The sequence below is a fragment of the Halomonas sp. RT37 genome (assembly GCF_040070525.1).
Taxonomy (GTDB): Bacteria; Pseudomonadota; Gammaproteobacteria; order Pseudomonadales; family Halomonadaceae; genus Halomonas; species Halomonas litopenaei.
Map to the genome: position 1 here is coordinate 2288529 of NZ_CP098827.1, position 25951 is coordinate 2314479.

Consider the following 25951-nt stretch of genomic DNA (forward strand, 5'->3'; position numbering starts at 1 on the left):
CGTGGCCAGGGCAATGGAGGGCACGTCTGATTCAGCAAAGCAGGAGCTGCTTGGGTCGCTTCGTCAGGAGCTCGAGCTGATCGAAGGTGGGGCAGAACCAGGCAAGGCCGCTCGCTGGAAGATTCATGACCCGCTGGCCGGACGTTTTTTCGAGATTGATGCCAGGGTCGTCGATATTCTCGCCTGCTGGTCGGCGGGGACGGTGGAGGCTTTGAGGCGACGTCTTGACGCCCGCGGACACGTTGACATCAGCGAAGATGATATTCGCCAGATCCAGCAATTTCTGGATCACAACGACCTGCTCGAGGCCAGCGAAGGCCGCAGCTTCGACAAGGCTCGGCGATATCGTGAGGCCAGCCGGCCATCCTGGTGGAAGTGGCTGCTTCATCACTACCTTTTCGTGCGTATCCCCCTGGTGTATCCAGGGCGTGGGTTGAAGCGATGCCTACCGCTGGTCGCCATCTTCTTTCATCGAGGCTTTTGGCTCTTCACGGCGATCCTGGGTGTCATTGGCCTCTACCTTGTTTCTCGCCAATGGGAGAGCTTCTTCACCACCTTGCCGGCGATGTTCAGCGTTTCCGGTGTGGTCGCGTTTTCCCTGAGTCTGGTGCTGGTGAAGACGCTGCATGAGCTTGGCCACGGCTTCTGTGCGACCCGCTTTGGGGTTCGTGTGTCGAGCATGGGGGTGGCGCTGATCGTGATGATGCCGGTGCTGTTTACCGACACCACCGATGCCTGGCGGCTGCCCCGGCGGCGCAAACGTGTGCTGATCGATCTGGCCGGGGTGGCGGTGGAACTGGTCATCGCTGTCTATGCCACTCTGGCCTGGGTTTTTCTACCGGATGGCGCTCTGCGGTTCGTGGCCTTTGCGCTTGCCACCACCGGTTGGGTGCTGAGCCTGGCGGTGAACCTCAATCCCCTGATGCGCTTCGACGGCTACTACCTGTTCAGTGACCTGCTCGGCATTGTCAACCTGCAGGAGCGGGGCTTTGCCATGGGGCGCTGGTGGTTGAGGGAAGGGCTTTTCGGTTTTAGCGATACGCCGCCGGAAGCGCTGAGTCGTGCCAAGCGCCGGGTATTGATCGGCTATGCCCTGGCGGTATGGGTGTATCGCTTCTTTCTGTTTCTCGGGATTGCCCTGGTGGTCTACCACCTCTTTTTCAAGGTGCTGGGCGTCTTTCTCTTCAGCGTGGAAATTCTATGGTTCATTGTCATGCCGATACTGCGTGAGCTGATGGTCTGGTGGAAAAGACGCAGGGAGGCCGGCCGGCGCGTTCTGATGACCCTGGCGGTGGCCGCCGGCATCGCTGTCTTCGTTGCCTTGCCTCTGCCTCATCGAATCACGGTGCCGGTGGTGTTCGGTGCCAGTCAACAGGTTCCGGTGTTTGCCCATCGCGCCGCCAGGGTCGAGCAGGTGCTGGTCCGCGTCGGCGATGTCGTCGAGCGGGGGCAGGTACTGGTCAGGCTCGAAGTGCCAGCGTTGCAACAGCGGGAAAGAACGGTGCAGGAACATCTGAATCTGGTGGATAGACGCCTGGACCGACGAAGTGCCGACAACACGGACCTGTCCCAGAGTCTGGTGCTGGAGAGCGAACGGGACATGCAACGCCAGCAGCTCGCTGGACTCACCGATCAACGTCGTCGGCTCGACGTCATCGCCCCCATGGACGGCACGGTGGTTGAGCTTGCCGACTACCTGCATCCGGGCCGCTGGGTCGGCACAGACCTTCGTCTGGCGTTGGTAGCCAGTACGGATCGGCTATCCGCCCGTGGCTACGTCAGCAGCGATGATCTGGGATTGCTGGCGCTCGGTCAGCCTTGTTTTTTTGTCGATGACGAACGTCTCTGGCCGCAGACCCCCATGCACGTCGAGCGAATCGCCGCCGCCGCTTCCCGTTACGTCGATCAGTGGATGTTGGCGTCAGACCACGGCGGGCCCATCGCGGCACGGCCCGATGACCAACGCTCCGTACCGGAAGGTGCGCTATTCGAACTGATGGCGGTCTCTGACCAGGACCAATCGTCGCCGCTCACCGAGCTTCGCGGGGAGCTTCACCTGGAGGGGCAACCGTCGAGCCTGGCAGCCAGCATGGCACGCCGCGTGGCCCAGGTGCTGGTGCGTGAGTGGGGGTCATAGGCGTCGCAGTCATTTAAACCTGACACGTCCAGGTGACGGTCAGCCCGAATTCAAAGAGGGAGATCCGACATGATCAAGGACGACTTGTTGATTCGCGAACTCGAAGCCCGGGTGTTGCTGGATGCTGCCAGTACCGCCACCGTCGATAACGTCAAGCAAGCGGCTGACGCCGCGGTCGCAACGACAGATGCGGGCTCCGCGGATCATGATGCAGGCCATGATGTATTGATGAGCGCCCTGCAGCACGTGGAAGCCCAGAAGGGCGGGCGCGAGCGTGCTGCCGGGGGCTCCGACATCGATGGAGATGGCGTCCTGGATGTCGACGATATCGATGATGACGGGGACGGTATTCTCGATTCAGTGGAAGGTGGGTCACAGAAAATAACCTGCAACGGCGTGACGAGCGGCGGGGCTTCTTCGAGTGATCTGGATCGCCTGGTAGACGGGAAAACAAACACTTACTTTATCTCGTCCACTGCAGAGCAAATCAGCGATTTTACGTTCAACTTTGATCCACCCATCGATCGTATCTATGGGATCGATCTGTGGAACAATGCGGGAAGTATACTTAATGATTCGCAATCTATTGGCTCGATAGGTGAGATCAGGTTTTATAATTCTTCCGGGGACTTGATCTATTCAAGCACTCGATATGCTGCCACTAACTCTATCCCCGAAGGGGCGGCGGGTTGGCCACTTCATATGGATATACCGAAAGATATTCACGGCGTGGCAAGTATTCAGTTTTTCAATATTAAAGAGCAGGCGGGAGGTGGATCAGGTATTGCGGTGACAGAAGTCGAATTCTTCGGCAGGATCGACAGTGACGGAGACGGAGCCGCTGATTCTGCTGACCTGGATAGCGACAACGATGGTATCACCGACAACATCGAGGCCCAGTCCAGCAAGGGGTATGTGGCGCCCAGCGGCATCGACAAGGACAAGGATGGCCTGGATGACGCCTACGATGCTGCCACCGCCAATACCTCCGCTACGGCCAGCAAGGGCCTGGCGCCGGTCGATACCGATGGCGACAGCACCACAGACTACCTCGACAGCGACTCCGACGACGACGGCAAGCAGGACATCGCCGAGCGCGACGCTGGGGCCTGGTCCATCACTAGTGAAACCGATACCGATGGCGACGGTCTGCTCGACATCTTCGAGGGAGCGGATGCCAATGATGGCTTTGACGCCAACGACGAGCTGATCAAGGATGGGAGATTTACCCTTTCCGATAGTGACAACGACGTCAGCGCGGATGGCTCAGACGCGGTGCCGAGCGTAGCTGACTTTGACTATCGTGATAGCGCTCGCCTCGACCCGGATGGTGATGGTATCGATAACAGCGTCGATATCGATGATGATAATGATGGGATTATCGACGATAACGAGTATGACTTTAGTCGACCAAATCTGGTGGAGAATGGCGGATTTTCCGGTGGGGATTCCTCTGGTTGGTATTTCAGCGGCTCAGACCTTGTTGATAACAATACTTCAAAGCCTAGTTGGGTTAATAGTGCAAAAAACTCATCGCTGAGCGGGGGCCTCTTTGATGAGATCAGCCCTGGTGAGAATGGTGGGAATCATAGTCTGGTAAATGCAGCGGATGGCAGCGAGTCACTTGTCTACAAGTTCGGCAAGGAGTTGGCGGCAGGTGACTATCGATACAGCTTCGATCTCTCAAAAACGTATTCGCGTGGTTCGGATGGCTATAATATATTTATCTGGGATTTTGATGCTGGGAAGCGCGTCAAGACGCTTGCGTACGGCCTTATCGGCGATCTTCCTGGAAGCGGTATTTTCAAGACGTTTAGCGGTGTGTTTGATCTGAGCAAGGCCGGCAACTATGGCATCGTGATGGTGGTCGATCAGGACGGGGACGGAGGAAACGGTGACTACGCCATGGACCGGGTGGCGTTTCAATATATTTCAAAGGATACCGATGGTGATGGTATCTGCGATGACAAGGATATCGACAGCGACAACGATGGCATCACCGATAACGTCGAGGCGCAGACGACCCAGGATTATATAAAACCTTCTGGCACCGATGTCGACAAGGACGGACTCGATGACGCCTACGACAAGGACACCAGCAATACCTCCGCTACGGCCAGCAAGGGGCTGACGCCGGTCGATACCGATAGGGACACCACGGCAGACTACCTCGATCGTGACTCCGACGACGATGGTAAGTTGGATATCGCCGAGCGTGATGATGGGGCCTCTTCCATTACGGATGCGACCGACACCGATCATGATGGCCTGTTGGATATCTTCGAGGGAACGAACGCCAACGATGGCTATGATGCAAACGATGAAAATGTCACGGAGAATGGTTTTACGCTGGCTGATTCCGACGACGATCTGCCGGCGGATGGCGACGGAGCACAACCACTTGTTGTCGATTTTGACTATCGGGAAAATGCTGTCTTGGATCGTGACGGCGATGGTATCATCGATACGGTTGATATCGATCAGGATAACGACGGCATCATTGATGTTACCGAAGGAAAAGATACCTCTGTACAAGAACAAATCGACACGACCGATATCGCCAACGACAAGATACCGGATCTTGACTTTAACAGCACAAAGGTAGAGGTGACCTCAAATACCACCGAGGGTAGCCTCAGCTATGGTCAAGAAGCCGGAGCGGTAAACTTTGACTATTCCGCGGATAATGTGGCAACGGTCAGTCTTGCAACAGATACCTTTGTGGACTTCGTTATCGACAGCAAGAACGTACCTAGTAGCAGACAGTTTGATAGGTATGACCAGCTTACCGTATCGAGCCCCGGTGCCTATATCGTGGTCTACGATCCCAACAATGTCCTGAATGTCGCTCAGGGGATTTATCTCAACTCGCTCACATTCAGCATGAGAGGATTGGGGAACCTGTACGGACTGTCGTGGTCAGTAAGGGTCGTTGATGTAAAAACGGTGACCCTGAGCATGGGGTGGCATCCTGACTACAATGTGGCTGCCAATGTAGGGTCATGTGTCAGGATTGGTATCGGTGGTGTGGCGAAGGACACCGACCGTGACAATATCGCCGATCACCTGGATGTCGACAGTGATAATGATGGCATCACCGACAATGTCGAGGCGCAGACGACCCAGGATTACATAAAGCCTTCAGGCACCGATGTCGACAAGGACGGACTCGATGACGCCTACGACAAGGACACCAGCAATACCTCCGCTACGGCCAGCAAGGGGCTGACGCCGGTCGATACCGATGGCGACAGCACGGCAGACTATCTCGATCGCGACTCCGACAACGATGGCATGCCGGATATTGCCGAACGCGATGATGGCGCCTGGGCCATCACGGATGCTACCGACACCGATCATGATGGCCTGCTGGATATCTTCGAGGGAACGAATGCCAACGATGGCTATGATGCCAACGATGACAACCTTGTTGACGGCAACTTTGCGCTCTCTGACAGCGACAACGACGTCGCGGCCGACGGCAGCGACGCTTCGCCCCCCGGTTCCGACCTGGATTATCGGGATAGCCAGATTGATACCGATGGTGACGGAATCGCAGATAGCTTGGACATCGATGACGACAATGATGGAATCCTTGATATCAATGAGTGGGGTGAGGGTGTCGCGGGAAATTGGATAGGAACAGACTACTGGGACAACTCTTCCATCAAGGTGGATGGCGGCGAAATCGTCGTGGGTGAAGCCGGGGATGTATTCGACGGTGATGATTCGAGTAGCGATTACATACATATCGATACAGGAGGCAGGAAAGGGGAGCTTGATCCGCCGATAGTGATATCTGTCTCTGTAGTAGATTCCTTGTCGAATTCTGGTTTGACGGTCGATCAGTTTTATATTGCCAATGATCGCGGTATTGTTGGTGATGGGATAAGATCAGCTACTATCAGGGTGTATGGGAAGGATGGGCTGCTGGGCGAGGAAGTTTTAGCGAATATTGGTGGTGATAATACGAGTACGCACGATATTTATAACTTTAGTCATGTGTATCGCGGCGTTCTCCGGTTTGAAGTTGTTATCACGAGTACCTATGAAACTGGCCCCTCAATAAAAGGATATAAGCTTCAGCTAAGGGAATTGGGGCTTGCCAGTTCCGGCAACCATGCGGCCTACAGGGACAGTGATAAAGACGGCGTCTTTGATCACCTGGATATCGACAGTGACAATGATGGCATCACCGACAATGTCGAGGCGCAGACGACCCAGGATTATATAAAACCTTCTGGCACCGATGCCGACAAGGACGGGCTCGATGACGCCTACGACAAGGACACCAGCAATACCACCGCTACTGCCAGCAAAGGGCTGACGCCGGTCGATACCGATGGCGACAGCACGGCAGACTACCTCGATCGCGACTCCGACAACGACGGCAAGCTGGATATCGCCGAGCGCGACGATGGCGCAACGTCGCTCAGTGACAGCACCGATACCGACGGCGACGGGCTCCTCGACATCTTCGAGGGATCGGACGCCAACGATGGCTTTGATGCCAATGATGAGAACCTTGTTGACGGCAACTTTGGGCTCTCTGACGACGACAACGATATCGCAGCAGACGGTAGCGACGCCTCGCCACCCGGTTTCGACCTGGACTACCGTGACAGCATCGATCCGCCGACGGCGGTGGAAGACGCCGGGAAGACCAATGAGGATGTGGCGCTGGTGGTCACCAAGGATAAGGGCTTGTTATCCAACGATACCCTGGCGGGGGCCACCGAAATCGCCTCGGCGGCCATCGACACCGACGGTGACGGCGTGGCCGATACCGCCCTGGTACTGGGGCAGGCCAATACCGTCAAGGACAGTGACGGCAATGTCATCGGCAAGCTGACGCTGGCCAAGGATGGCTCCTACCGGTTCGATCCGGTGGCGAACTTTTTCGGTGCACTGCCGATCATCAGCTACACCCTGAAGGGATCCGGAGGCTACGCCAGTTCGACGCTTACGATTACGGTGAACGCCGTCAATGATGCCCCTGTGGTCACCAACGACAGGGGCGATGCCAAGGAAGACGAGACGCTGAGTGTCGACAAGAGCGAAGGACTTCTGGCCAATGACAGCGATGTGGACGGGGATAGTCTGGCCATCTCCGGTTTCAGCGTGGCCGGAGTCACCGGCAGCTTCGCTGCGGGTGAGACCGCCAGCATCCCCGGCAAGGGGACGCTAACGCTCAACGCAGATGGCTCCTACAGCTTTACCCCGGCGCCCAACTACCACGGCAGTGTCCCGGAGATCACCTACACCGTCAGCGACGGCAAGGGCGGGACCTCCAGCGGTTCCCTGACCATTACGGTTGCCTCGGTGGAAGACAGCGTGTCACTTGGCGGCCTCGGGGATGGCAGCGACGGCAGCGATGGCAGCGTCAACGAATCGGCCTTGACCGGGGGCTCTGCCGCCGGCGGCAGTGGTAGTGTGCACACGGGCTCCTTTACCCTGGGGCCTGCCTCGAGCCTCGACAGCCTGACCATCGGTGTCACGATGATAACCCGGGCACAGCTGGAGGCCAGTGGCACCACCGCGATCACCATCACGGGTAGCTACGGTGAGCTGTCGATTAACGGCTATGACAGCGATACCGGGGTCGTGTCCTACCGCTACGTCCTGTCGTCCGTCGCCGATCATGGGTCGGATCCGGTCCTGGACAGCTTTACCATCGGCACCACCGACAGCGATGGCGACGAGACCTACAACGCAGGCACGCTGGCCATCCTGGTGGTCGATGACGTATCGACCGCCAAGGCAGACCAGGGCAGCGTCGACGAAGACGCCAGCGGCGGCAGTTCGCTGACGGGCAATGTCGTTTCCAATGACACCCTGGGGGCCGATGGGGCCGCCGACAGCGGTGCACTCAGCGCGGTCGGCAAGGGCGAGGCTGCGCCTTCGGGGGGTGTGGGCAGCAGCATTGCCGGTGACTACGGTAGCCTGGTGATGGACGCCAGTGGCAAGTACCTCTACACCCTGGACAACGCCAACGCTACGGTCAACGGCCTGCAGAAGGGGCAAACCCTCACCGAGACCTTTATCTATCAGATCACCGACGCTGACGGCGATACCAGCACGGCGACCCTGACCATCACCATCAAGGGCGCCAACGACGCCCCGACAGCGGAGGATATCACCGCCAAGTGTGCAGAGGACGGCGAGACCACGGGCACCATCGTCGGCGAGGACCCTGATGGTGACTCCTTGAGCTTTACCCTTGATGCTCAGCCCGAGGGGGGAACCGTCACCCTCGACGAGGACACCGGCGCCTTCACCTTCGTGCCGGACGCCAACGTCAACGGCGACATCACCTTCAGCGTCACGGTGGATGACGGCCACGGCGGCAAGACCCAGGTAGAGGTGACGGTCAAGGTTAGTGCGGTCAATGATGTGCCGGTCGCGTCAGACGACAGCGCCAGCACAGCGGAGGACACCCCCTTGATCGTTGGCAAGGACGAGGGCGTGCTGAGTAATGACAGTGATATCGATGGCGATGCCTTGTCGGTGGCAAGCTTCAGCGTCGAGGGGCTGACGGGCACTTTCACGGCAGGGGAAACCGCTACCATTGCCGGGGTGGGGACCCTGACCTTGAACGCCGATGGTTCCTACCGCTTCGATCCCGCGCTCAACTACCATGGCAGCGTACCCAAGGTGACCTATGTGCTCAGCGACGGGCACGTCAGCGACACCGCCACCCTCAGCATCACGGTCGATTCGGTCGACGATAGCGTGTCGGTGGGCGGGCTCGGTGATGGCGGGGACGGCGTCGACGGAGAGGTCAAGGAGTCAGGGTTGGTCGATGCCGAGGGCACAGGACTGACCCACGACGGCACCTTTACGCTGGGTCCGGCGGACAGCCTGGCGAGCTTTACCCTGGGTGGTTCAACCATAACGCTGGCCCAGCTCGAGGCCAGTGCCACGACGCCGATCAAGGTAAGCGGCAGCCACGGGACCCTGACGATCAAGGGCTATGATCGCCAGACCGGGACGCTGAGCTATCGCTACACCCTGACTTCCGCCGCCGACCACTCAAGTGGTGCGGTGAAGGACAGCTTTACCATCGATGTGACCGATGTCGAGGGAGATATCACCAGGGGTATCGGTACCCTGTCGATCCGCATCACCGATGATGCGCCGTCGGCCACCGCCGATACCGGTTCGGTGACCGAGGACGGCGCCGCCTCCACAGGCAACGTTCTGAGCAACGACCGGCAGGGCGCTGATGGCAGCAAGGTGTCAAAGGTGGGTGTTGCCGAATCCACCGATGGGGGAAGCGTCGGCAGCGCCCTTGTGGGCAGCTTCGGCACCCTGACGCTCAACGCCGATGGCAGCTATGTCTATGCGCTGGACAACACCAACGCCATGGTCAATGCACTGCAGCAGGGCGAGACCCTGACCGAAACCTACAGCTACCAGATCATCGACGCCGACGGCGATACCAGCACCGTCACCCTGACCATTACCATCAAGGGGGCCAACGATGCACCGACCGCCTCGGTCGACGCCTTGACCACATCGGAAGATACGCCGGTGGACGGCAGCATCGTGGCCGAGGACGTGGATGGCGATAACCTGTCCTTTGATCTGGTCGCCCAGCCGGAAGGCGGTACCGTCAGCCTGAGTGAGGATGGCAGTTTCACCTTCACTCCCGACGCCAACGTCAATGGTGACATTACCTTCAGCGTAACCGTCTCCGACGGCAACGGAGGCACCGTCACCGTCGAGGTCAGCGTCACGGTGACGCCGGTCAATGACGCCCCGACGGTGGTGGATGACAAGGCCGAGACCAACGAAGACACGACACTCGAGGTCGCCAAGGACAAGGGGGTACTGGCCAACGATGCTGATGTGGAAGGCGATAGCCTGAGCGTCAGCGGCTTCAGTGTCGAGGGCGTGACGGGCAGCTTCAAGGCGGGCGAAACCGCCACCATTGCCGGGGTGGGGACCCTGACCCTGAACGCCGACGGTTCCTATACCTTCGTGCCGGCGACCAACTACAACGGCAGCGTGCCGAAGGTCACCTACAGCGTCAGTGATGGAAACGGCGGGACCACCAGCGGTGCGCTGGCTATCACAGTCAAGCCGGTGGATGACGAGGTCAGCCTGGGCGGGCTTGGCGATGGCAACGATGGCAGTGACGGCAACGCCATGACCGACGGCTCTGTCAAGGAGTCGGGCCTGACCGGTGGCTCGGATGTGGCGGGCGGCGGGGTATCCCACAGCGGCAGCTTCACGCTGGGGCCCGCCGATAGTCTGGCAAGCCTGTCCATTGGCACTACATCGATTACTCGGGCGCAGCTGGAGGCCAGCGCCACCACCCCGATCAAGATCAACGGCACCCATGGTCTGCTGACCATTACCGGCTACGACCAGAAGACCGGTATCGTCAGCTACACCTTCACACTGACCACTAATGCCAGCCATGGCGATGGTGAGGTCCACGAAAGCTTCGTCATTGGGGTGACCGACGTCGAGGGAGATGTCACCGCCAATGCGGGCACTCTGACCATCGCCGTCATCGACGATGCACCGGTGGCCAAGGCCGATACCGGTCAGGCCGTGGAGGACGGTGGCAACATCAGTGGCTCGGTCATCGGCAACGACCTGGCAGGAGCCGATGGCGCCCCCAGCAAGGGGCTGGTCAACGCGGTGGGTAGCGGTGAGGCGTCGCCGAGCGGCGGTGTCGGCAGCAGCGTCGCCGGCAGTTACGGTAGCCTGATCCTGGATGCCAACGGCAACTACCTCTACAAACTCGATAGCACGAACAGTGAGGTAAACGCGCTGGCGGTGGGGGCAAACCTGACCGAGGTCTTTACCTATCAGATCATCGATGCCGATGGTGATACCAGTACAGCGACCCTGACCATCACCATCATGGGCGCGAACGATGCCCCTGTGGCCAGCGTGGATGCGATATCCACGCCTGAAGACACGCCGGTCTCCGGCAAGATTACCGCCAGCGACGTGGATGGCGATTCGCTGTCCTTCGATCTGGTGGCCCAGCCGGACGGGGGCACGGTTACACTGAATGAAGACGGCAGCTTCACCTTTACTCCCGACGCCAACGTCAACGGTGATGTCAGCTTCAGCGTTACGGTAGACGACGGTCACGGCGGTACCACCACGGTGGAAGTTACGGTGACGGTGACGCCGGTCAACGATACTCCTGTGGCCACCCCGGACACCAACAGCACGAGTGAAGACACCCCCCTTGTGGTGAACAAGGACAGTGGGGTACTGGCCAACGACAGCGATATGGATGGTGATAGTCTCAGCGTCAGCGGCTTTTCCATCGAGGGCGTGACGGGAACCTTCGAGCCGGGCGAGACGGTCGCCATCGAGGGCGTCGGCAAATTCACCTTGAACGCCGATGGCTCCTACCGCTTCGAGCCGGAGCTGAACTACCACGGTGACGTGCCAAAGATCAGCTACAGCGTCAGCGATGGTGCCGGCGGAACTACCACCGGAACGCTCCAGCTCACCGTCGAGGCGGTCGACGACAAGGTCACCGTCGGTGGTCTGGGCGATGGTAGTGATGACGGTGATGGTGCCAACGATGGACAGGTCAGCGAGTCCGGCCTGGCGGGGGGGACCGGTACCCTGGGTAGTGGCGTCTCCCATACCGGCAGCTTCACCCTGGGACCGGCGGACAGCCTCGCCAGTATCAGCCTTGGCGGAACCACCTTGACGCTTGACCAGCTGGTCAACAGTGCCGGTACGCCGATCAGGATCCAGGGTGGCCACGGCGAGCTGGTGATCAATGGCTACGACAGGGCCAGTGGCACGGTCAGCTATATCTATACCCTCACGGCACACGCCGACCATAGCCAGGGGCCTGTCAGTGACGATTTTGCGATCGCCGTCACCGACGTCGAGGGTGACGTCACTGCGGATGCCGGTACCCTGTCGATCGCCATACTCGATGATGCACCGAAGGCCGTGAACGACGTCGACGACGCGATCAACAAGCCGAATCAACCCAGCAGCATCGCCGATGGAAACGTCTTGACCGGAGACGGAGGCGACGATCCCGATGCCATGGACGGTGACGCCGATCTCCTGGGCGGTGACGGTGGCACGGTCAGTGCAGTGGGGGCAGGATCAGATGGGCCGTCGGCGTCCCATATCGGACAGGGGCTTCAGGGCGAATACGGCACCCTTGTCCTGAACGCCGACGGCAGCTACCGCTATGTACCCGATTTCGACTCGGACACGGTCAAGGGGCTGCCTGCCGGGCGACACGTTTCAGACACCTTTACCTACCAGATCACCGATCCTGACGGAGATACGGCCACCGCTACCCTGACCATTCGCATCTACGGCACGACGGCGGTCGTTGGCACGGAAGGGGGCGAGGTAGACGAAGCTCAACTCAACACGGATGGCGCCACCGGCACAGACCCTGGAGACTCGGGTGAGGTGATCTACGAGGGATCATTCTCGGTGGTGGACCGAGTGGAGCAGCAGCTCGAGACCCTGACCATCGGCGACACGAGTTTCACCCCGAGCGAGTTGGCAGCGTTGTCCGCCGACAATCCGTCGGTACGCATCGAGACCGATCACGGCTATTTCGAGATTATCGGCTACCAGCTAGGCGACGGCACCGACGTGCGGGAAAACACCGTGACGTTTCGTTTCGTGCTGACCGAGCAGGCCGATCACTCCGGAGGCGCGGTGTTCGACCACGTCGAGGTGTCGATGACCGATACCTTCGGCAACGACACCAAGGGTTACGGCAAGGACCTCAAGGTCGAGATTCTCGATGACGCGCCGATCGCCGCCAAGGACAGCGTCAGCGTCGCCGAGGACGGCGATGCCGGCGCCGGTAGTGTGTTGACCAATGACCGCGAGGGTGCCGATGGAGACGTCACGGTGACGGCGTCGGGCCCGGGCTCCAGCGTCAGCTCAGACGGTGTCGGTAGCGAGGTTGTCGGCAAATACGGCAGTCTGACCCTGGCCGCCGACGGCAGCTATATCTACACCCTGGACAACACCAATACGGAGGTCGATAGCCTCAAATCGGGTGGTTCGCTGACCGAGATCTTCAGCTATCAGATCACCGACGCCGACGGCAGCACGTCCACCGTGACTCTGACCATCACCATCGAGGGGGCCAACGACGCGCCGACGGCCAGCGTCGATGCATTGACGACCCAGGAGGATACCCCGGTCAGCGGTACCATCGAGGCCAGTGACGTTGAAGGAGATGACCTCAGCTTCGATCTGGTCGCGCAGCCCGACGGGGGCAAGGTCACGCTCAACGACGATGGCACTTTTACCTTCACCCCCGACGACAACGTCAATGGCGATATCACCTTCAAGGTCACGGTTTCCGATGGCAATGGCGGTACCACCACTGTCGAGGTCACGGTCAAGGTGGAGGCGGTCAATGATCTACCGAAGGTGACCGGCGAGACCGCCAGTACCCCCGAGGACACGCCGCTTGACTCGTCGAGCGACGACAGTCTGCCTGGTCTGCTCGACAACGACAGTGACATCGAGACCGATCACGACAGCCTGGTGGTCGTGGACGTTCGCGTCGACGGCATGAGCGAGAGCATCGATGTCGGTGAGACCGTCACCATCGATGGTGTCGGCAAGCTGACGGTGGAGGCCGATGGTGTCTGGCGATTCGAACCGGCACTCAACTACCACGGCAAGGTACCAACGATCACCTACACCGTCAGCGATGGCGAGGGTGGGACCAGCACCGCCACCCTGGACATCACGGTCACGCCGGTGGATGACCAGGTCAACCTGGGCGGCCTGGGCGACGGTAACGATGGCAGCGAGGGAGGCAACATCAGTGACGGCTCCGTCAGCGAGGCCGGCCTGGCCGGGGGCAGCGATGAAGGTAACGGGCTGATCCATAGTGGCAGCTTTACCCTGGGGCCGGCGGACAGCCTGGCGAGCTTTACCCTGGGCAGTCGCAGCATCAGCCTTGCCGAGCTCGAGGCCAGCGCGTCGTCACCCATCGCGATCGAGGGCCGCTACGGCACCTTGACCATCGAAGGCTACGATCGCGCCACCGGTACGGTCAGCTACCGCTATCTGCTGACCTCAAACGCAGATCACTCCAACGAGCCGGTCAGCGACGACTTCATGATCAGCGTGACCGACGTGGAGGGTGAGGTCACCGCCGACGCCGGGACGCTGGTGATCGACATCGACGATGATAGTCCGAGTGCGACCAATGACAGCGGCGTAGTCGTCGAGGACGGTGCTGCCGGCGCAGGCAGCGTCTGGGCCAATGATCGCCCGGGTGCCGATGGTGCGGATGCCAATGGGGCGGTGGTCGGGGTAGGTGTGGAAGGCGGAAGTCTCGATGGGGCCACCGGCGTCTCGCTAGAGGGGAGCTACGGCAGCCTGATCCTCAACGCCGATGGCAGCTATAGCTATACGTTGGACAACACCAATGGCGAGGTGGACGGGCTCCAGGTCGGTGACACGCGGACCGACACGTTCAGCTATCAGATTCGCGACGCCGACGGCGATCTCGCCACCGCCACCTTGACGATCACCATTCGTGGAGCCAACGACGCGCCGGAGGCTTCTGCGGAAAAGGTGACCGCCAGCGAGGATACTCCGGTGGATGGCAAGATCATCGCCACCGACGTCGATGACGATGAGCTCACCTTCAGTCTGGATGCGCAGCCTGAGGGTGGCACCGTTAGCCTCGATGAGGAAGGTAACATTACCTTTACCCCGGATGCCAACTTCAACGGCGACACCAGCTTCACCGTCACCGTGACCGACCCTTCCGGTGCCACCGTCACGGTGGAGGTCGATGTCTCGGTGACACCGGTCAATGACGCGCCGTCCGCCAAGAACGACCAGGCCACGATCGCCGAGGACACGCCTCTGACGGTCGCCGCCGAAGACGGCCTGCTGGCCAACGATAGCGATATCGAGGGCGATAGCCTCAGTGTTACGGGCTTCAGTGTCGATGGTATCGAGGGAACCTTCCTGGCAGGGCAGACCGCCGTCATCGAAGGCGTCGGCGAGCTGACCATCAGCGCCAATGGCAGCTACCGTTTCGTGCCGGCGCTGAACTACAACGGCGAAGTGCCACTGGTCACCTACACCGTCAGTGACGATGGGGGCGCGACCTCCGACGCGAGCCTGAGCATTTCGGTCACGGCGGTGGACGACAAGGTGACTGTCGGTGGGCTGGGGGATGGAGGCGGTGAGCCAGGAGGGGGCGATTCAGCAGGCGACGCCACCACCGATGGGTCGGTTGACGAGGCCGGTCTGACAGGAGGCAGCCACGAGGGCTTGGGCCTGAGCCACAGTGGCACCTTTACCCTTGGACCAGCCGACAGTCTGTCCAGCCTGACCCTGGGGGGAAGCACCATCAGCCTGGATCAGCTCAAGGACTGTGGTAGCCATCCCATCGAGGTGACCGGCGATCACGGCACCCTGGTGCTGCGCTACTACGACCCCGCCACCGGAGAGGTGAGCTATACCTACTATCTGGCCTCGAGGGCCGATCACTCCGGCGGCGCGGTCAACGACAGCTTCGCCATCGGCGTCACCGACGTGGAGGGCGAGACCACCGCCAACATTGGTACCCTGGCCATCGCCATCATCGATGATGGTCCTGGCACCGGCAATGACCGTGGTGAGGTGAGCGAGGAAGGCTCAGAGCCGGGAAGCGACTGCAGCGGTAACGTCCTCCTCAATGACCACTATGGTGTCGATGACGTTGCGGTGGATGGCGGGGTCACGGCGGTCGGGTCAGGTCAGTCATCGCCCGAAGGTGGCGTTGGCGAGCCGGTGGAGGGCCGTTACGGTAGCCTGGTGCTGAACGCGGACGGCAGCTATTCCTATACGCTGGACAACAGCAACCCGGTGGTGGACGCGCTCAAACCGGGGCAGACGCTCACCGAGACCTTCAGCTACACCATCACCGACAGCGATGGCAGTGTTTCGACCGCGACGCTGACGATCAGCGTTCTCGGCGCCAACGACGCCCCTGTCGCCAGCGTAGATCCCATCGTCACCACCGAGGATACCCCGGTCGAGGGGCGTGTCGTCGCCACCGACGTGGACAATGACGACCTGACCTTCCGTCTCGACCATCAACCGGGCGGCGGCAGCGTCACGCTCAATGAGGATGGCACCTTCACCTTTGTGCCCGATCCCGACGTCAGTGGCGATATCAGCTTCAGCGTGACCGTGACCGACGCCAGCGGTGCCACCACTACCGTGGTAGTCACCGTCTCGGTTGAGCCGGTCAATGACGCCCCTGTGGCCAGTGCCGATCCTATCGTCACCGGTAGCGGTGAAGCCGCCGCTGGTCAGGTGGTGGCATCGGACGTTGAAGGGGATGATCTCACCTTCGCGCTGGATGACGGTCCTCGACACGGTCAGCTTACCCTGAACCCGGATGGATCCTTCGTCTATGTGCCGGAAGCAGGCTTCTCCGGCAGCGACAGCTTTGTCGTCGCGGTGTCGGACGGGCAGGGCGGTGTAACCTACGTGACCGTCTCGGTGACGGTGGAGCCCCTCAATAGCTTGTATATCGGTGACCGTGCGCCCGAAGTCCCGTCGCAGGATGTCGAGTCGGATGCTGAAGGGCCCTTGATGCATGCCGATGGCATGGTCGATGAGGTGGTCAATCAGTACGGAGGCCTTGGTGGCCTTGCCGACCTGTCTGCGGATGGGGCAGTAAGAGCGGCGGTACACGGCATCTCGGCGCTGACCGACGCTGAAATGGAGGTGGTAAACAAGGATCAGCCGAGAGAATCCAGCGCCTGGAACTCCTCGATGCTGCAGGAAGCCAGGTCGCTGGCTCATCCCGGTGAGGTGCGAGCGACGTCGTGGGCAAGCAGCGATGGCCGAGCGACGCTGGAGGCTCTGGTCGAGAACGAGCGGGCGTGGCTCAAGCTGCCGGAAGGGCAACGCGACATCAAGGTGTCATTACCCGGGGGACGAGCCTTGCCGGACTGGATTCAGCGTCCCTCGATCGGTCAGTTGCTGATCGAACGCTCGGCGGCGCTGGAAAAGGTGACGCTGGATATCGATAGCCGAGGCAGTGAAGGGGAAGCACATCACTATCGCCTGGTGCTGGACCTGGACAAGGTGCGGCTGGAGGTGAGTGAAGGTGAGCCATCGTTCCCTGTGGCCGCGCCAGGCTTCAGCGAGCAGCTCAGTCGGGCCCATCACCGGTCGAATGACCTGGACCCGAATCTGCTTGAGGCATTGTCGCTGCTGACCGAGCACGATTGACGGTTAGCCAGGCCGTCACAAGCAGGAAACTTGGCGGACAGGGGGCCTCCCTTGTCCGCCATGTCGTTACCGCCGTTGGATCTTGCCGCGTGCCTCAGGAGCGTCGATCGGCAGGCAGCCCGAGAAAGTTCTGGATGATGAAGAAGTGATCCTCGAACAGGCTTTCCGGCTCGAGTTCCGCCAGGGGCACCCAGCGCGCATGGTCGCCCCCCTTGACGGGCTTCAGCCTCGGCAGGTTCTGATCCGGTCTCAGGGCAAAGTAGAAGGCTTCTGCCAGGGTTCGTCCACGCCAGCTTCGGTGCGGCTCGTCGAATAGCCGTTGACCGCGTAGCGATCCCTTGAGCACCGGCTCCGGCACCTTCAGCCGAATGCGTTCGCGCAGCTCTCGCAGACAGGCGTCCATCAGTCGTTCCTGGGCGCTGATAAAGCCCCCGGGCAGGGCATAGAGTCCCTTGCCGGGTGCCGAGGTGCGCCGCACCAGCAGCACATGGCCCGACTGCACCACAACCGCACAGACGGTGACGAAGATCGGCGGGTAGGGCGCCTGGGCCCAGGCCGAACGGTACTGGTCGAGCAATTGCTGTTCTTCACCGAGCTGGCGGTAGGGCTTGCCGCTCATGAAGCGCCGGATATGCTCCACCACTCCCGGTGGAAGATCGTGGCTTGCGTTGGTGGAGAGATACTCTACCGCCGAGCCCTCGGAGCGAAATAGCCGTTCTCGAATCTGGCTGGCGGAGATCGCTTCGACCAGCGGTACGCTCACCGACTCCCACTGGGGGAACAGTGACAGGTAGTAGCTCGACTGACCGCGGCTGGCGCCGATCAGCCCGATACGTGGTAACCGTGCGCTCTCGGGATGGGCTAGATCGCGCACCTTGCGCTGGACGTCGTGTACCCAGACATCGTCGTTGTAGAGCGCATCCAGCAGCGGCACGATCTCGAGGCGAGCGTTGTCGTCTTCGTCGAAGGCGCTGCGCAGCATCTGGCGGCGTTCGTCGAAACGCCAGGGGTTTCGCAGTGAGCGCGCCTGCCACGCGGAGCCTACCAGCACGATGACCTGTCTGGCCTGCTTGAGGGCCGCCCGAATCACCGCCAGATGGCCGAGGTGCGGGGGCTGAAAGCGTCCGATGAACACCAGGCAGTCGAACTCGGTCTGCGGCGGAGAGGTGACCAGATCGGTGGGCATGGAGGACTCCTGGAAAACGTCGCCGCCATTATGGTGGCGACGACTGGCAGGCGCAAACAGACCGGTGCAAACAGACAGGCTCCAGGGATAGGTGAATGAGGCTAGATGAAGGAGGCTTGATAAACCCGTCACGATGATCCGGTCGTGATGAACTGGCAGCGCTTGGGCGTCGCGTTGGCGCATGTTTCTGCGTATACCGTCGGTGTTAGGTATGCTGAGGGCAACGATAATGACGAGGGAACGCCATGATCATTCAGTTTTTCGCCTTCTGGTGGGGGGTGCTGCGTCGCTCGGTGGCGTTGTGGCTGGAGCGCAACGCCTTCAGCTACGCCGGCTCGCTGGCGTTCTATACCCTGTTTTCGCTGGCGCCGACGGTAATCATCGCGGTAACGGTGATCGGTGTGGTGCTGGGCGAGGAGGCGGCACAGGGGCAAATCTTCGCCCAGTTGCAGGGCACCATGGGCCCCGAGGCGGCCACCGCCATCGAGCATGCCGTCGCCCAGTCGCGCATCCAGGAGTCCGGCCTGTTGCCGACGCTGCTGGGTTTTGCCGCCCTGGCGGTTGGTGCCACTACGGTGTTCGGCCAGATGCAGTTCTCGCTGAACACCATCTGGGGTGTCGCGGCACGCCCCAGCAGCAACAGTCTGTGGATCTTCGTCAAGAATCGCATGCTGTCACTGACGATCGTGCTGGCGATCGGCTTCATCCTGCTGGTGTCGGTGGGGCTCGGGGTGTTCGTCAGGGCGGCACTGAAGGCCGCCGACGATGTGCTGCCCTACGTCAGCCTGCTGACACGAGGGGTGGAGCTGCTGGTGTCGATCGGCGTGATCGCCGCGCTCTTTGCCACTATCTTCAAGGTGTTGCCCGACGTGGTGCTGCGCTGGCGCGACGTCATCGTCGGTGCGGTTGTCACGGCCTTGCTGTTCTCGATAGGGCGCACCGGTATCGCGCTCTATCTGGCCTACAACGCGACTGCCTCGACCTACGGCGCGGCGGGGTCGGTGGTGGTGGTACTACTGTGGGTCTACTACTCCTCGCTGATCCTGCTGTTTGGCGCCGCCTTTACCAAGGTCCATCTACTCGCCCGGCACAAGCCCATCATCCCGCGCAACAGCGCCGTGCTGGTCAAGCAGGAACTGCTCGATCAGCAGAGCGTGCGTGCCCAGTTGAGCGCCGAAGAAGAACGGGAATTCGAGCAGGAGGCTCGCGAGCGTCAGCATGAGGCGGAGCTGGAGGCAGGGGGAGCGGAGACTGCTGGCACGGTGGAGAGTCGTCAGGCCAACGAAGATGACGAGGTCAGCGTCGATGATACCGTTCAAGATGCCGATGTCGCCAGAGAGGAACCAATGGACGAGCAGCAGGAGGCAGCCACGATGTCCGATGACACCCTATGCCTGGAGGCCCTGGTGGAAGGGCGAGTACAGGGCGTGAGCTATCGCGTTGCCACCAGGCAGCAAGCCGAGGCAGAGGGGCTTGCGGGGTATGCGCGCAACCTGCCGGACGGCAGTGTCGAGGTGTTGCTGTGTGGACCTCGTGACGCGGTGGAACGGGTCGCCGACTGGCTTGAATATGGGCCCGAGCAGGCCGAAGTGACCCAGGTCACCACCCGTGAGGTGACGCTGGATAAGCCGCCGAGGGATTTCACGACGGGCTAGAGCCCGGTGTAGAGCGCCCGCGGTCGTCGCCGCTGGCGCCATGACCTCAAAGGTCCAGCGATAGAAGAGCCCCGGGCGGGCACGACGGATAATGTCGAGGGACAGTGTCGTGCCCGCCCGGGGCTTTTTGCTGGCTTGAGTCGTTCAGGCCAGGGTGTCCGCGATCCAGTCGCTGACGGCCTTGCCGTCTACCTTCATGCAGACGTCGACCACGGGTGTCTGTGACCAGCGGTCGGCGATAAAGCCTCTGCCTTCCGGCGCGAGGATGGTCTGCCCCTCGGCCGGCCCTTCGGTGACCACACCGAGGTGGCCGCGGGTGGTCTCGAACAGGTCCGGGCGCAGTAGCCAGGCCAGGGCCACACTGTCATGGGGGCAGCAGCCGTCGATGCCGAGGGCTTCACGATAGAAGGCGCGATAGAAGTCGTAGCTGCCGGCCAGAATCTTGCCGAGCTCGCCCTGGCCTGCCTCGATGCGGGCCATGTGTTCCGGCGTCAGGATGCAGCGATGGGTCACGTCGAGCCCCACCAGGGTCAGCGGCCAGTCGGCGGTCAGGACGCGCTGCGCGGCGTGGGCATCATTGAAGATGTTGGCTTCTGCCACCGGGGTGACGTTGCCGCCTTCGCGAATGGAGCCGCCCATGATGACCACCTGCTTGACCAGGCGGGTGATCTCGGGGTCCAGCTGCAGCGCTGCAGCTAGGTTGCCCAACGGGCCGACCGCCACCAGGGTGACCTCGCCCGGACGCTGGCGCACGGTGTCGACGATAAACTGGGCGGCGCTGCGAGCGTCGGCCTGTCCCTTGACCTCGGGCAGGCTGATATTGCCCAGGCCGTTGTCGCCATGGATATGCTTGGGTGCCGGATGACGAGGCTTGACCATGGGGCAGGCCGAGCCCTGGGCCACCGGCACCGGCTGGCCAGCGATCTCGCCGAGCAGCAGGGCATTGTGGGTCGCCGTCTCGATGTCGACGTTGCCGAAGGTGGTGGTCATGCCGAGCAGCTCAATGTCGGGATGGCGCAGGGCGATGGCGATGGCCTGGGCGTCGTCGACGCCCGGGTCGGTATCGAAGATGATCGGGGTGCTCACGGAAGCTCCTGTGATTGGCCTGAAGGTCTCAACGGATGGCGTGCTGGCCGCTCGCCAGCGCTGTGTCGACCTCGTCGCGGGTCGGAATGCTGGCGGCCGCGCCCTGGCGCTGAACGCCGAGGGCGGCGGCGGTGGAGGCCAGCGCCAGGCAATCCGCCACGGTCTTTTGTTCCTGCATCGCGGCCAGATAGTAGCCGATGAAGGTGTCCCCGGCGGCGGTGGTGTCAACCGCCTCGACCCGACTCGCCGCCTGGAACTGGCGCTGTCCGCCGTGCTGATGCCAGGCGCCTTCGCCTCCGAGCGTCAGCACCAGTTGGGTGCTGGGCAGGCGCTCGGAAAGGGCGGTGAGCAAGGCGTCGGCATCGGTATCCTCTGCAACACCGGCCAGCCAGGCGGCCTCGCCCCGATTGACGAAAAGGAGATCGCACCGGTCGAGCGGCAGGTCCAGCACGGCGTCGCTCATCGGCGCCGGGTTGAAGGCGATGTTCAGTCCCTTTTCATGTCCGAGCCGGATCGCATCGGACAGGGCGCTGCATTCATTCTGCAGCAGCAGCCAGTCGCCGGCCTGAGTGCCCTCCATCAGCCTGGAAAGGTCGTCGGCCGCGTGGTGGTGGTTGGCTCCGGGGAACAGCAGGATGGCGTTCTCTGCGCCGTCGTCGACCTGGATGATGGCGTGGCCGGAGGGGGCGGCCACCTCGGCAATACCATTGACGTCGACCCCGGCATCGGCAAGCTGCTGGCGGGCCCAGCCATCCTGGGCATTCAGGCTTCCCCAGTGAGCCACCTGACCTCCGGCCTTGGCCAGCGCGAGCGACTGGTTGGCTCCCTTGCCTCCAAGGCCGACTCGGTGCTCATGACTCGCCAGGGTTTCCCCCGGGCGAACGAGATGGGGAACGCGATAGACATGGTCGAGATTGATCGACCCGTAGTTGTACAGCATGGGGTGTCCGATGAGGGGGTGGGCTCAGCGCGAAGTATCGGAGTGATGCCGGGCCGACGCAAGGGTGCAACCGCCATCGGTAACGAGGCTGCTGTTTTTTTCCAAAGTTATACCGTTATCTTAGTTTAGCAAAACCCGAATGTGCCAATTGCACCGAGTTGTTACTCATAGGCGATGAGGACAGGCCGTTGGGAGGCGTCGCATTCGCTAAACTCGCCCGAACATGCCGATCAGGGGCGCGATAACGTTGCATCGGCGTGGCGATAACGTTGCATAAGCTTGGCATCAGCGTGACGATAACCTTGTATCAGCGTGACGAAAGCCTGGAGAGAGCTCAGCAAGGGGCAGGGTGCCAACAGTGGCCTGGTGTCAGGCGGGCACGGTCTTCTGTGCCCGCCATGGACGGCGTCAGCTCTCTTGCGCAGCGTTCCGCAGATTGTCGACGGTCAGCTTGACGATGTTCTGTCGCGCTTCAGGGGTGATCCAGGCGCTGTGCGGGGTGACCAGCAGGTTAAGGCGCGGCGACTCGTTGACTGCGTCGATCAAGGCGTGGCCGTCACGGGGCGGCTCCGCGGGAAGGACATCGACGGCAAGGCCTCCCAATTGCCCTTCGCGCAGGGCGGCCAGAGCGGCTTCTTCATCGATCACTCCACCCCTGGCGCAGTTCACCAGCAGGGCGCCTTTCTTGATGGTCTTGAGGTTGTCCGCGTTGAGCAGATGACGACTGTGTTCGGTCAACGGGCAATGCAGGCTGACCACGTCGGCCTCGGGCAGCAGCTCGGCCAGTGCCGGGCGCCGGTCATTGGCCTCTTTGCCTGGTCGCGCGCTGAAGCTCACCCGCATGCCGAATGCCTCGGCCAGGGCGGCCACCTTGGAGCCCAGTTCACCCTGTCCCACCAGCACCAGATGCTTGCCTTCGAGTTGCAGGGTCGGGTGGTCCATCAGACAGAAGAACGGGCTCTGTCCCCAACGGCCTTCGGCCACGTCGCGCTGGTACTGCGGCAGGCGAGTGGCCAGGGCGAGGATCAGCATCAGCGTATGCTGGGCGACACTGGCGGTTCCGTAGGCGTTGACGTTGTCGACGCGGATGCCACGCTCTTTCGCCACCTCCATGTCGATATTGTTGGTGCCGGTGGCCAGTACGCAGATATGCCGCAAGGAGGGCAGGGCGTTCAGGGTATCGGCATCCAGCACCACCTTGTTGACGATGGCGACGTCGGCGCCGGCCAGCCGTTCACGCGCCTCGGCGGGGGTGCTGGTGGGGTGAACCTCGAGGCTCTCGAGCTGCTCGCGCAGCGGTGCCAGGTCGATATCAGTACCCAGGCTGTCGGCGTCCAGTAATACAGCTTTCATCGCTTCTCCTGTTGTGTTTGGTGGGTGTGGTGAGTCTGGTGGCGAAGATCGGTGCACAGGGCTGGGCCTTGAGGCGCTCAGCACGCTATAATGCGCCCCTTTGATTTGGGCTTGGAATTGCTGTTGGCCGGCCCTATATCGCATGTCGGGATCGGAAGCGGCGTGATCGAGGGTGTGTCAGGCAGATCAGACGCCGGCTTCCCGCCCCGCAGGAACAATGCGAACGGAGACCTAGAACCATGCCCATCTACGAATATCAGTGCAAGGCCTGTGGCCATCGGCTGGAGAAGCTGCAGCGCATGAGCGCCGCTCCCTTGACCGACTGCCCGGCCTGTGAAGCTCCGGAACTGAACCGCCTGGTCTCGGCGGCTGGCTTCCGTCTTGCGGGTGGCGGCTGGTACGAGACCGACTTCAAGACCGGTGGCACCAAGAAGAATCTGGCGGGTGACAGCGGCGGAGGCGGTGCCTCCTCCGGTGGTGGCTCCGCTTCCGGTGACGGCGCCGCTGCCTGATCCAACGAATTGCCTTTACCTTCACGCAACATGACAGGAACCAACATGCGCAGCCATTATTGCGGCCAGCTCAACGAAACCCTGGTGGACCAGACGGTCAGCCTGTGCGGCTGGGTACACCGCCGCCGTGACCACGGTGGGGTGATCTTCCTCGACCTTCGCGATCGTGACGGTATCGCCCAGGTCGTGGTCGACCCCGATACCGCCGAGGCCTTCGCCAATGCCGACCGCGCCCGCAGCGAGTACGTGCTGCGCATCCAGGGCCGAGTGCGCATGCGTCCCGAGGGAACCCAGAACCCGAACATGCCGACCGGCCTGATCGAGGTGCTGGCCAAGGAAGTGGAGGTGCTCAACACCGCCGCCACGCCGCCGTTCCAGCTCGACGAGCACGGCAAGGTGGGTGAGGAAATTCGCCTCAAGCACCGCTACATCGACCTGCGTCGCCCGGAGATGATCGAGAAGCTGCGTCTGCGCTCTCGCATCTCCCATAGCGTGCGGGCCTTCCTCGAGGGCGAGGGCTTCCTCGACATCGAGACGCCGGTGCTGACCCGGGCGACCCCGGAAGGTGCACGTGACTATCTGGTGCCGAGCCGGACCCACGCAGGCAGCTTCTTTGCGCTGCCGCAGTCGCCTCAGCTGTTCAAGCAGCTGCTGATGGTGGCGGGCTTCGATCGCTACTACCAGATCGCCAAGTGCTTCCGTGACGAGGACCTGCGTGCCGACCGTCAGCCGGAATTTACCCAGATCGACCTCGAGGCCTCCTTCGTCGAAGAGGCCGACATCATGCGCATCACCGAGTCCATGGTGCAGGGCCTGTTCAAGGACGTGCTCGACGTGGATCTGGGCGAGTTCCCGCGCATGACCTGGCATGAGGCGATGCATCGTTTCGGCTCCGACAAGCCGGACCTGCGCATCCCGCTGGAGCTGACCGACGTCGATGACCTGATGAAGGAGGTGGACTTCAAGGTCTTCTCCGGTCCGGCCAACGCTGATGACGGCCGTGTCGCCGCGCTCAAGGTGAGCGGTGGCGCCAAGCTGTCGCGCAAGGAAATCGACGAGTACACCAAGTTCGTCGGTATCTACGGCGCGCGGGGCCTCGCCTGGATCAAGGTCAACGAGCGTGCCAAGGGCATCGAGGGCCTGCAATCGCCGATCGTCAAGTTCATGGAAGGCGTGATCGAGACCCTGCTGGATCGTGTGGGTGCCGAAGACGGTGACATCATCTTCTTTGGTGCCGACAAGGCGCGCATCGTCAACGAGGCGCTGGGGGCTCTGCGGGTCAAGCTGGGTGAGGATCTCGATCTCTACACCCAGCCCTGGGCGCCGCTGTGGGTCGTCGACTTCCCGATGTTCGAGGCCGACGACAACGGTCGCCTGAGCCCGCTGCATCACCCCTTCACCTCGCCGGCGTGCAGCCCCGAGGAGCTCAAGGCCAACCCGGCCGAGGCCCTGTCGCGTGCCTATGACATGGTGCTCAACGGGACGGAGCTGGGTGGCGGCTCGATCCGTATCCACGATCAGGCCATGCAGAGCGTGGTATTCGAGATCCTGGGTATCGGTGAAGAAGAAGCCCGCGAGAAGTTCGGCTTCCTGCTGGACGCGCTGCACTACGGTGCGCCGCCCCACGGTGGTCTGGCCTTCGGTCTCGATCGCCTGGTCATGCTGATGACCGGCGCTCGTACCATCCGCGAGGTCATCGCCTTCCCCAAGACCCAGAGTGCAGCCTGTCTGATGACCGACGCCCCTGGCGAGGTCAGCAACGACCAGCTCAAGGATCTGAGTATCCGCCTGCGTCAGAAGGCCAAGCCCGAAGCCGGCGAATAACGCTACGCTATCGTGCTGTACCGA

Annotated in this window: 11 protein-coding genes and 1 pseudogene; 6 read left to right on the forward strand and 6 right to left on the reverse strand. The window is 61.6% G+C overall.

Annotated elements, in window-relative coordinates; genetic code table 11:
* The first annotated feature begins 13 nt into the window (after positions 1 to 13).
* Positions 14 to 2137, forward strand: a complete 2124-nt coding sequence (locus NFG58_RS09700; protein ID WP_348828058.1) for a site-2 protease family protein — start codon at positions 14 to 16, stop codon at positions 2135 to 2137.
* Between the two features lie 1932 nt (positions 2138 to 4069).
* Here the strand turns inward: NFG58_RS09700 and NFG58_RS09705 are convergent.
* Entirely contained in the window at positions 4070 to 4672 is a 603-nt protein-coding gene (locus tag NFG58_RS09705) for a hypothetical protein (RefSeq protein ID WP_181248679.1), read from the reverse strand.
* A gap of 606 nt (positions 4673 to 5278) precedes the next feature.
* Positions 5279 to 5887: a hypothetical protein gene (locus NFG58_RS09710; RefSeq protein ID WP_348828059.1), complete on the reverse strand. Its 609-nt coding sequence runs from the start codon at positions 5885 to 5887 to the stop codon at positions 5279 to 5281.
* A gap of 345 nt (positions 5888 to 6232) precedes the next feature.
* Here NFG58_RS09710 and NFG58_RS09715 point away from each other — a divergent pair, with 345 nt between their 5' ends.
* Positions 6233 to 17371, forward strand: coding sequence for an Ig-like domain-containing protein (locus NFG58_RS09715; RefSeq protein WP_348828060.1), 11139 nt, complete (start codon positions 6233 to 6235; stop codon positions 17369 to 17371).
* A gap of 94 nt (positions 17372 to 17465) precedes the next feature.
* Here the strand turns inward: NFG58_RS09715 and NFG58_RS09720 are convergent, their stop codons facing one another.
* The gene (locus NFG58_RS09720; protein ID WP_348828061.1) at positions 17466 to 18557 is read right to left on the reverse strand and encodes a bifunctional nicotinamide-nucleotide adenylyltransferase/Nudix hydroxylase; all 1092 of its coding nucleotides are present in this window, start codon (positions 18555 to 18557) and stop codon (positions 17466 to 17468) included.
* A gap of 245 nt (positions 18558 to 18802) precedes the next feature.
* On the opposite strand from NFG58_RS09720, the pseudogene NFG58_RS09725 reads away from it, so the two are divergent.
* Positions 18803 to 19699, forward strand: a pseudogene (locus NFG58_RS09725) (YihY/virulence factor BrkB family protein); the annotation flags it as partial.
* Positions 19700 to 19930: 231 nt separating this feature from the next.
* Positions 19931 to 20212, forward strand: coding sequence for an acylphosphatase (locus NFG58_RS09730; RefSeq protein ID WP_348828126.1), 282 nt, complete (start codon positions 19931 to 19933; stop codon positions 20210 to 20212).
* A 144-nt stretch (positions 20213 to 20356) separates the two neighbouring features.
* On the opposite strand, the gene NFG58_RS09735 is transcribed toward NFG58_RS09730, so the two are convergent.
* From NFG58_RS09735 to NFG58_RS09745, 3 genes are all read right to left on the reverse strand, one after another.
* Positions 20357 to 21298, reverse strand: coding sequence for a nucleoside hydrolase (locus NFG58_RS09735; RefSeq protein ID WP_348828062.1), 942 nt, complete (start codon positions 21296 to 21298; stop codon positions 20357 to 20359).
* A 28-nt stretch (positions 21299 to 21326) separates the two neighbouring features.
* Entirely contained in the window at positions 21327 to 22238 is a 912-nt protein-coding gene (locus NFG58_RS09740) for a ribokinase (RefSeq protein WP_348828063.1), read from the reverse strand.
* Between the two features lie 408 nt (positions 22239 to 22646).
* Positions 22647 to 23591, reverse strand: coding sequence for a D-2-hydroxyacid dehydrogenase (locus NFG58_RS09745; protein WP_348828064.1), 945 nt, complete (start codon positions 23589 to 23591; stop codon positions 22647 to 22649).
* 239 nt (positions 23592 to 23830) lie between these two features.
* On the opposite strand from NFG58_RS09745, the gene NFG58_RS09750 reads away from it, so the two are divergent.
* Both NFG58_RS09750 and aspS read left to right on the forward strand, forming a co-directional pair.
* A complete protein-coding gene (locus tag NFG58_RS09750; protein WP_045994967.1) occupies positions 23831 to 24103 on the forward strand; it encodes a zinc ribbon domain-containing protein in 273 nt (90 codons plus the stop codon).
* Positions 24104 to 24148: 45 nt separating this feature from the next.
* On the forward strand, positions 24149 to 25927 hold the full coding sequence (gene aspS, locus NFG58_RS09755) for an aspartate--tRNA ligase (protein ID WP_045994968.1): 1779 nt from the start codon (positions 24149 to 24151) through the stop codon (positions 25925 to 25927).
* The last annotated feature ends 24 nt before the right edge of the window (positions 25928 to 25951 follow it).